Here is an 8,412-nt window from a genome sequence, read left to right as displayed (position 1 = left end):
GCTTCGTCGGTGAGGTCGATGACGGTGGCGCCGCGGTGGCTCTGGTAGCTGACGAGGCGGTCTTTTTCGAGGCGGCGTAGGGCTTCGCGGACGGGGGTGATGGAGACGCCGAGTCGTTCGGCGAGGTGGGCGGCCTTGAGTTGGGTGCCGCCGGGGACGCGGGCGTTGCGGATCTCGTCGCGTAGTACCTCGTAGACGTAGTCGGCCTTGCTCATCGGTTGGCGGTGGCCCTCGGCCGGCCCGGGTGACTCCATCACTGCCCCTCGACATCGCGCGCCCCCGGCTTTGTGGTGCCTCCCGTGAGCCCCGCTGGAAGGGCGATCCCGTCCGCCCTCTTGACTTGCACAGTACATCTTATAAGTTACAGCGCCATGACGAGTCTCGCCGACGTGAAGGTCGTCGACACCGCCACCCTTTTCGCGGGCCCGACGGCCGCGATGATGCTCGGGGACTTCGGCGCCGACGTGATCAAGATCGAGCACCCCAGGAGGGGCGACCCCTCCCGGGGACACGGGGCCGCCGTCGACGGGGTCGGCCTGTGGTGGAAGACGCTGTCCCGCAACAAGCGGACGGCCGCCGTCGATCTGTCGGCGCCGGAGGGCCAGCGGATCCTGCGCCGGCTGGTCGCCGACTCGGACGTACTGGTGGAGAACTTCAGACCCGGCACGCTGGAGCGGTGGAACCTGGCGCCCGAGGAGCTGCGGGAGCTCAACCCGCGGCTGATCGTCGCCAGGATGACCGGCTTCGGACAGTTCGGGCCGATGGCGGGCCAGCCCGGGTTCGGCACCCTGGCCGAGGCCATGAGCGGCTTCGCCGCGAGCACCGGCGAGCCGGAAGGGCCGCCCGTGCTGCCGCCGCTGGCGATGGCCGACGGGATCGCCGGGCTGGCCATGGCCTACGCGATCATGGTGGCGCTGCGGGCCCGCGAGTCCACGGGGCGCGGCCAGGTGATCGACATGGCCATCATCGAGCCGATCCTCGGCATACTCGGCCCGCAGATGACGGCCTACCGCGCTCTCGGTCTCATACCCCGGCGGACCGGCAACCGGTCGAGCAGCAACGCGCCGCGGAACACCTACCGCACGCGGGACGGGCGTTGGGTGGCGATCTCCACCTCGGCCCAGCCGATCGCGGAGCGCGTGATGCGTCTCGTCGGCCGGCCGGAGTTCACCGAGGAGCCGTGGTTCGCCACCGGGCACGGCCGGGTCCAGCACGTCGAGGAGCTCGACGAGGCCGTCGGTTCGTGGATCGCGGCCCGGGACGCCGACGAGGTGATCGCCGCGTTCACCGAGGCGCAGGCGGCGATCGCCCCGATCTACGACGTGTCCGACATCGCCAAGGACCCGCAGTACGAGGCCCTCGGCACTTTCGTCGAGGTTCCCGACGAGGAGCTGGGCAGCGTCACGATGCAGAACGTGCTGTTCCGCCTCTCCGACACCCCGGGCGAAGTCCGGTGGCCGGGGCCGCCGTTGGGCCGGCACACCGAGGAGATCCTCACCGCGCTCGACTACCCCGGGGACGAGATCGACCTGCTGCGCGAGCGGGGGATCATCGCATGAGCATGCCGATCACCTGGCTCTATGTCCCCGGCGACCGCCCGGAGCGCTTCGCCAAGGCCGCCGCGAGCGGCGCCGACGTCGTGATCATCGACCTGGAGGACGCGGTCGACGTGGCCCGGAAGGACGAGGCGCGCGAGAACGCCGTGCGCCATCTGTCCGCACGGGACGCGGGCACCGGGCCGGCGTTCCACGTCCGGGTGAACGACCTCGCGACCCGGCGGGGCCGCGAGGATCTCAGGGCACTCGCCGACGCACCGGGGCTCGACGCCCTGCGGCTGCCCAAGGTCGACTCGGCGGACGACCTCGCCGTGGTCGACGAGGCGTTCGGCGACCGGCCGACGGTCGCGCACGCGCTCCTCGAGTCGGCCCGCGGCCTGGCGAACGTGGAGGCGATCGCCGCCCATCCACGGGTCGCCGGCCTGGCCCTCGGCGAGCAGGACCTGGCGGCCGCGCTGTCCATCGGCCTCGAATCGGCCTTCGACCAGCTGCGGCTGCGGGTGGTGCTCGCCGCCGCGGCCGCCGGCCTCGGCCCGGTGCCGATGTCGGTCCATCCCGACGTCCTGGACGAGGCGGGCCTGATCGCCTCCTGCGCCCACGGCCGCGGCCTGGGGATGTTCGGCCGCACCGCCATCCACCCCCGGCAGATCCCCCTCATCCGTGCCGCCTTCCGCCCCACCCCGGAGGAGATCGGCCGTGCCCGGGAGGTCGTCGACGCCGCCGACCGGGCCGGGCTCGACGGCGTCGGAGCGCTCGCCCTCCCGGACGGCCGCTTCGTCGACGCCCCCATCGTCACCAAGGCTCGCGGGATCCTCGCGTTGGCGGACCGGATCTCCTGACAGCGCACCGCGAGCCACCGGTGTCCAGTACCGCCCCGACCCACCCCCGTCCGGCGATGGCACCAGCTCAGTCAACACCCGAAATGTGAAACGCCGGTACGACCGAAGGAGCTCGTCGTGGGCGCAGCGGTTTGGGCACTCATCGCCTACATAGCCGTCATCGTGGTCTGGAACGCCGTTCTCGGACGCAACATCGGCGAGGCCATGCTCGTCGGATTCCTCGGGGTCTGCCTGTTCGGCGGCACCGACGCGCCGCGGCTCGCGGCGGCCGGTCTCGACGAGGCGTTCTCCGAGGAGGTCGTCTTCGCCGCCCTCGCGTTCGTCTTCATGGGCTACCTCCTCACCAGACTCGGCATCATCGACCGGCAGGTCGCCCTGCTCAACTCGGTCTTCGGCCGGCTACGCGGCGGCTCCGCCTATGTGTCGACCTCGACGGCGGCGCTGCTCGGCGGCCCGGCGGGTTCCGGCTCCGGGATCGCGGCCTCCGTGGGCTCGGTGACCATCCCCTGGATGATCAGGTCCAACTGGCGGCCCGACCTGGCGGCGTCACTGGTCGCCGGGAACGCCGGCCTCGGGATCTCCATACCGCCGAGCTCGTCCATGTTCCTGCTGCTCGGCTCCGCCGCCGTGGCCCCGGTGCTCACCGCCGACGAACTGTTCGTCGCCAGCTTCGTCGGCGGCCTGTGGACCGTGCTCTACCGGTTCGTCGTGGTCTTCGTCTGGGTGCGCAGGTACGACGTCGCTGCCATGCGCCAGTCGGACATCACCCCGTTGCGCGTCGCGCTGCGGGAGGGCTTCACCTCGATGCTGGTCTACGTCGGCATCGCGATCCCGGTGCTGATGACGCTCGACATGGGGGTGGAGTTCCTCGAATCGCGGGTCGGCTCCGCCGCCGACGCCATCAGCATCGTCGTGTGGATCCCGGTGCTGACACTGCTCGCCACCCTGCTGGTGGCCTGGCGGCGGCTGCCGCGAACCGCCGCCGAGTACGGCACGATGCTCGGCGAGATGGCGCCCCGCTACGCCGTCATCGGCGCCACCCTGCTGTTCGCGTTCGCCGCCGCCGGCAGCCTGGGCGAGCTCGGGCTCGTCGACCAGCTGACGGACATCATGGACCGGCTCGACGCGCCCCTGTGGGCCGTGGCGGCCCTGGTCGGCGTCCTCATCGTCGTGATCGCCGCTCCCCTGACGGGGACCGCGACCATCGCCGCGGTGGGCGGCGTCGCCTTCAGCGCGCTCACCGCCGCCGGCGCGTCCCCCGCCACGGCCGCGACCGCCGTCCTGATCTTCGCCTCGACGGAGGGCGCCTCGCCGCCCGGTGCCGCGCCCATCTACATCGCGAGCGGCATCGCCGGTGTGGATCCGTCCCGCACCTTCCTCCGGCTCATCCTCTGGTTCGTGCTGCCGATCCTCGCGATCGGGGTCCTCGTCGCCACCGGCGCGCTGCCGTTGTTCGTCTAGGGCCTGGCACGCCACCTCGGAAAGGAACGACATGACCACCGAAACCTCCGGCGTCCGCACCGCCAGGGCTCTCGCCCAGCGCGTCGCCATGCCCCTGTTCAAGACCGCCCTGGTCGTCTTCCTGCTGCTCGGCACGGTCGTGGTCGTCTGTCAGGCGATCGGGGTCGCCGGCCGGGACGCCGGCCTGGTCTCGGGCGTCCTCGACGGTCTGGGCAAGGCCATGACGACCACCGCGGGGCTCACGGGCCTGCTCGCGTTCGCCATGTCCTACCTGTTCCGGTGGGAGAAGGACGGCGAGGACTGAGCCGGTCCCCCCGTCCGTCGCTCCGGCTAGACTGCGCGGGATGACGAGCGACGGCGACCGCGGAGCGCTGCCATGACCAGTGGCGACGGGGGGCCGGCGACCCTCCGCGAGGTGGCCGAGCGGGCCGGGGTCTCGATGGCGACGGTCTCCCGGGTGCTCGCCGACAACTACCCCGTCGCCCAACGCACCCGCCAGCGTGTGCTGCGCGCCATCCGCGAACTTGACTACGTCGCCAACACCCACGCCCGCGCGCTGCGCGGCCGCGGCACGCCCACCGTCGCCTTCGTGCTCAACGACGTGCGCGGCGCCTCCTTCGCGCAGGTCGCGCACGGCGTCGAGGAGGAGGCCGCGCGGCGGGGCAGGATCTGCCTGATCTGCACCACCCAGAGCGATCCCGAGCGCGAGCTCTCCGTGGTGCGCACCATGCGGGAACAGGGCGCCGGCGCCGTGATCCTCATCGGCGGGGTGGTGGACGACGCCGCCTACCGCGAGCAGATGACGGCCATCGCCCACTCCCTGGATGCCTCCGGGTCCCGCCTGGTGCTCTGCGGGCGGCCGCCGCTCGGTGAGGGCGTGCCGGCCACCGTCGTCGAGTACGACAACGAGGGCGGCGCCTACGCGGTGGTGAGCCGGCTGCTCGCCCAGGGGCACCGCAGGATCCTCTTCCTCGGCGCCGACCGCGCGGGCACCACCACCTCGGCCGGGCGGGTCGCCGGATACCGGCGGGCCCTGGCCGACTTCGACGCCCCCAGCGAGCCGGGGCTGATCCAGGAGGCGGACTTCAACCGGGCCGACGCCTACGAGAACCTGCGGCGGCGGCTCGCCGCCGGGCGCGACTTCACCGCGGTGTTCGCCGCCACCGACATCGTCGCCGCGGGCGCCCTCGCCGCGCTGACCGACGCCGGGCTCAACGTGCCGGGCGACGTCTCGCTCGTCGGCTACGACGACATCGACCTGGCCACCGACCTGCGGCCCAGACTGACCACCGTGCACGTGCCCTACGCCGAACTCGGCAGAACCGCCGTGCGGTTGGCCCTGGGGCTGCGCGAGGGGGAGAGCTCGTCCGCCGAGCAGCACGCGCTGCTCGGCACCCACGTCGTCGTCCGCGACTCGACCGCGCCCCCCGCGGCGCCGCCGCGGCGGCCGAGACCGCGTCGCTCCGCCGGTTCGTGACGGGCGCCCGGTCCCCGCGCGGGCGGGGACCGGGCGGCCGTTCACCTCGACCTCACCGCAACACGTAGGTCAGCGTGCCGAAGCCGAGCTCGTCGAAGCCACCACTGGTGGTGCCGTAGTCCCCGCCCCCGCCCTCCGGGCTGAGGGACCTGGCGATCTCCGACAGGTTCGGGGTGTTCAGCCCACGACGGGCCCAGTAGTGGTGGTAGACGCGCTCCCAGACCGGGCGGGCCTGGCCCCGGCCACCGCTGCCGATGACGGTCTGTTGCTGCTGCGCGCAGTTCTGCCCCGACCCCCACCGGTAGGTGGTGAACGGCAGGTCGTCGTAGCCGAGGTTGTAACGGGCCACGTACTCGGCCGCCTTCAGGAAACGGTTGTTGTCCGCGCCGTACAGGTCGACGCCCTGGTTCCAGGCCATCTCGCAGATGGTGCCCATCAGTCCGATGCCCATGATGCTGTGGGCCTGGTCCCGACCGCTCTCCTGCCACTGCGCGAGGCCGGCGCTGTGCACGAACGGCACGGCGTGCGGGAGCGAGCCGTTGCCCGCGCCGTTGTGGAAGTAGTCGACGATCCGGTCGAACATCGACTGGTTGTCCGTCAGGATCCCGATGGCCATGATCGAGGCCATGTTGCACAGGTCCCAGTTCGCCCAGTAGTTGGTGATGCAGGCGTCGTTGTGGTTGACCAGGAAGCTGTCGTTGAGCGGATAGAAGACGTTGAGCATCATCCGCTGAAAGCGGGCCAGGTCGAAGCCCGGGTAACCGCGCATGATCTCGGCGGCGTTGGCGAACTGGTAGCCGTATATCCCGGCGGCCAGGAAGCGGTCGGCGTTGCCGGTCACCGTCGTCAGCGTGCCCGACCAGGCGTTGAGGATGTCACGGGCCTTGTCGCCGTGCGCCGCCGCGCCGGTGATCTTCCAGCGCAGCGCGTTCTGGTAGGCGGCGTGGATGTCGTTGTAGAGCTGCGGGTAGTTCTGGCCGTCGCCGCCACGGATGATGGTGGCCGTGGGCCGGGCTGTCCAGGTGCTGGCGGAGTGCCCGTTGGCGGTCAGCCGGTTCCAGCCGCTGATCCACGGCTGGGTGCCGGCCGCCACCCGGGCGGCCATCCGGTCGAAGGCGGCCTGGGTGTGCAACATCCCGGGGTGGCTGAAGGCCAGCGGCCTGACGGGCGTGTCCTCCTTCGCGGCGCGGCCGGTGGCCGCGCTCGACGACGCGGCGGACGTGAGCCCGGAGACCGCGAGTGCCCCGGTACCCAGCGCGGCGGCCCGCAGCACGTTGCGGCGGCTCGGTTTCTCCGAGCGGTGCGTGCCCTGCATGGGAGTCCTCGTCTCTGTGGGGGGTGGTGATGCCGCATCATGGTGGGCCCTGGGATAGAAAAGGTTGTCTATCCGGCGCGAACTCGAAAGTTTCGGAACCAGAACCAGAACCAGAACCAGAACCAGAACCGTGGCGGGCCCGGTCGGCTACCGCCCCAGCACCGCCATCGCCGCGTTGTGCCCGGGGACGCCGCTGACCCCGCCGCCGCGCACGGCGCCGGAGCCGCACAGCAGGACGTTGGCGTGGCCGGTAGCCACCCCCCAGCGGGCCGCCGGGCTCGCCGTCTCCTCGTCGTCCTCGGCGAAGGGGAAGGCCAGGTCGCCGTGGAAGATATGGCCGCCCGGCAGGCCGATCTCGGCCTCGAGGTCGAGCGGGGTCTTCGCCTCCACGCAGGGCCGGCCCGTCGCGTCCACGGCCAGGCAGTCGTCGACCGGCTCGGCCAGCAGCCCGTTCAGCGTCCCGAGCGTCGCGGCCAGCAGCCGCTCCCGCGCTCCGGCGTTGTCCTCGGCGAAGAGCCGGGCGGGTGCGTGCAGCCCGAACAGGGTCAGCGTGTGGTAGCCGAGCGCGGCCAGCTCGGGGGAGAGGATCGAGGGATCGGTGAGCGAGTGGCAGTAGATCTCGCTCGGCGGCTCGGCGGGGATCGCACCCGCCGCCGCCTGCCGGTAGGCGGTCTCCAACTGCTCGTACCCCTCGGCGACATGGAACGTCCCGGCCAGCGCCTCCCGGGGATCGGCGGCGGGATCGCGCAGCGCGGGCAGCCGCCGCAGCAGCATGTTCACCTTGAACTGCGCCCCCTCGACCGGCTCCGGCCGGGGCCGGCTGCCGGCGCCCGTGGGGGCCGGCTCGCCGAGCAGCCTGGCGAGCTCCCGCGGCGACGCGTTGACCAGCACGACGCCGGCGCCCACCACCCCCTCCGCGTCGTCCGTGCGGTAGCCCACGTCGGCCGTGAGGCCGTCGGTGGCGATCGTGGTCACCTCGTGACCGGTGACGATCTCCGCGCCCGCCGCGCGCGCGGCGTCGGCCAGCGCGCCGGTCACCGCGCCCATGCCGCCCACCGGCACGTCCCAGTCACCGGTGCCCTGGCCGATGACGTGGTACAGGAAGCAGCGGTTCTGCCGCAGCGACGGATCGTGGGCGTGGCTGAAGGTCCCGATCAACGCGTCGGTCAGCACGACGCCGCGCACCAGGTCGTCCTGGAACGTCGCCTCCACCACCTCGCCGAGCGGCCGCTCGAAGACCGCCCGCCAGGCCGCCTCGTCGGCGATCCTGGCCCGCAGCTCGGCGCGGCTCGGCAGCGGCTCGGTCAGCGTGGGGAACACCCGGACGGCCAGCCGGCGGGTCATGTCGTAGAACCGCAGCCAGGCCTGGTACTCCCGGTCTGAGCCAGTCAGGTCGGCGAAGGCGGCCCGGGTCCTGGACTCGCCGCCGCCCACCAGCAGCCCGGTGGGGCGCCCGTCGCGCACCACCGGCGTGTACGAGGAGAACGCCCGCTTCCGCAGGGTCAACCGGAGCCCGAGATCCGCCACGATCCGCTCGGGCAGCAGGCTGACCAGGTACGCGTAGCGGGAGAGCCGCGCCGCGACGCCGGGGAAGGGCGGGGCGGAGACCGCGGCGCCGCCCGTGTGGTCGAGCCGTTCGAGCACCAACACCCGGCGACCGGCCCGGGCGAGATAGGCGGCGGCCACCAGACCGTTGTGGCCGCCGCCGACGATGACGGCGTCGTACGAGGCGAGGGCGGGCATGGCTCTTGGTAACACGGAGTG

General features: G+C 72.4%; 8 protein-coding genes. 5 read left to right on the top strand and 3 right to left on the bottom strand.

Annotated elements, in window-relative coordinates; genetic code table 11:
• The coding region (locus tag ACFWI8_RS11685) for a GntR family transcriptional regulator (protein WP_387088860.1) at nt 1–254 on the bottom strand (254 nt) is incomplete at its 3' end.
• A 117-nt stretch (nt 255–371) separates the two neighbouring features.
• On the opposite strand from ACFWI8_RS11685, the gene ACFWI8_RS11680 reads away from it, so the two are divergent.
• The 5 genes from ACFWI8_RS11680 (at nt 372) to ACFWI8_RS11660 (ending at nt 5,333) form a co-directional block, all read left to right on the top strand.
• Complete coding sequence (locus tag ACFWI8_RS11680; RefSeq protein ID WP_387088857.1) at nt 372–1,559, top strand: CaiB/BaiF CoA transferase family protein; 1,188 nt, start codon at nt 372–374, stop codon at nt 1,557–1,559.
• Nucleotides 1,556–2,395 (top strand): HpcH/HpaI aldolase/citrate lyase family protein, encoded by an 840-nt coding sequence (locus tag ACFWI8_RS11675; protein WP_387088854.1) that lies wholly within the window; start codon nt 1,556–1,558, stop codon nt 2,393–2,395. Before ACFWI8_RS11680 ends, ACFWI8_RS11675 begins: the two co-directional genes overlap by 4 nt.
• A 117-nt stretch (nt 2,396–2,512) precedes the next feature.
• Nucleotides 2,513–3,856: a TRAP transporter large permease subunit gene (locus tag ACFWI8_RS11670; protein ID WP_387088851.1), complete on the top strand. Its 1,344-nt coding sequence runs from the start codon at nt 2,513–2,515 to the stop codon at nt 3,854–3,856.
• Between the two features lie 31 nt (nt 3,857–3,887).
• A complete protein-coding gene (locus ACFWI8_RS11665; protein ID WP_387088848.1) occupies nt 3,888–4,160 on the top strand; it encodes a hypothetical protein in 273 nt (90 codons plus the stop codon).
• Between the two features lie 72 nt (nt 4,161–4,232).
• Nucleotides 4,233–5,333 carry a LacI family DNA-binding transcriptional regulator gene (locus tag ACFWI8_RS11660; RefSeq protein WP_387088845.1) on the top strand — a complete coding sequence of 367 codons (1,101 nt, stop codon included), beginning with the start codon at nt 4,233–4,235 and terminating at the stop codon, nt 5,331–5,333.
• Nucleotides 5,334–5,385: 52 nt separating this feature from the next.
• On the opposite strand, the gene ACFWI8_RS11655 is transcribed toward ACFWI8_RS11660, so the two are convergent.
• Complete coding sequence (locus tag ACFWI8_RS11655) at nt 5,386–6,648, bottom strand: alginate lyase family protein (protein WP_387088842.1); 1,263 nt, start codon at nt 6,646–6,648, stop codon at nt 5,386–5,388.
• Between the two features lie 147 nt (nt 6,649–6,795).
• Nucleotides 6,796–8,391, bottom strand: a complete 1,596-nt coding sequence (locus ACFWI8_RS11650; protein ID WP_387088839.1) for a phytoene desaturase family protein — start codon at nt 8,389–8,391, stop codon at nt 6,796–6,798.
• Nucleotides 8,392–8,412 lie beyond the last annotated feature (21 nt).

Origin of the sequence: Streptomyces sp. NPDC127098, from assembly GCF_042722465.1 — a bacterium.
GTDB lineage: Bacteria > Actinomycetota > Actinomycetes > Streptomycetales > Streptomycetaceae > Streptomyces > Streptomyces millisiae.
This window is presented reverse-complemented; position numbering and strand designations above follow the sequence as displayed.

Excerpts from the sequence above, each read along its gene's own strand:
- ACFWI8_RS11680 (WP_387088857.1), top strand. The coding sequence starts at position 372 with ATGACGAGTCTCGCCGACGTGAAGGTCGTCGACACCGCCACCCTTTTC.
- ACFWI8_RS11675 (WP_387088854.1), top strand. The coding sequence starts at position 1,556 with ATGAGCATGCCGATCACCTGGCTCTATGTCCCCGGCGACCGCCCGGAG.
- ACFWI8_RS11665 (WP_387088848.1), top strand. The coding sequence starts at position 3,888 with ATGACCACCGAAACCTCCGGCGTCCGCACCGCCAGGGCTCTCGCCCAG.
- ACFWI8_RS11660 (WP_387088845.1), top strand. The coding sequence starts at position 4,233 with ATGACCAGTGGCGACGGGGGGCCGGCGACCCTCCGCGAGGTGGCCGAG.
- ACFWI8_RS11655 (WP_387088842.1), bottom strand. The coding sequence starts at position 6,648 with ATGCAGGGCACGCACCGCTCGGAGAAACCGAGCCGCCGCAACGTGCTG.
- ACFWI8_RS11650 (WP_387088839.1), bottom strand. The coding sequence starts at position 8,391 with ATGCCCGCCCTCGCCTCGTACGACGCCGTCATCGTCGGCGGCGGCCAC.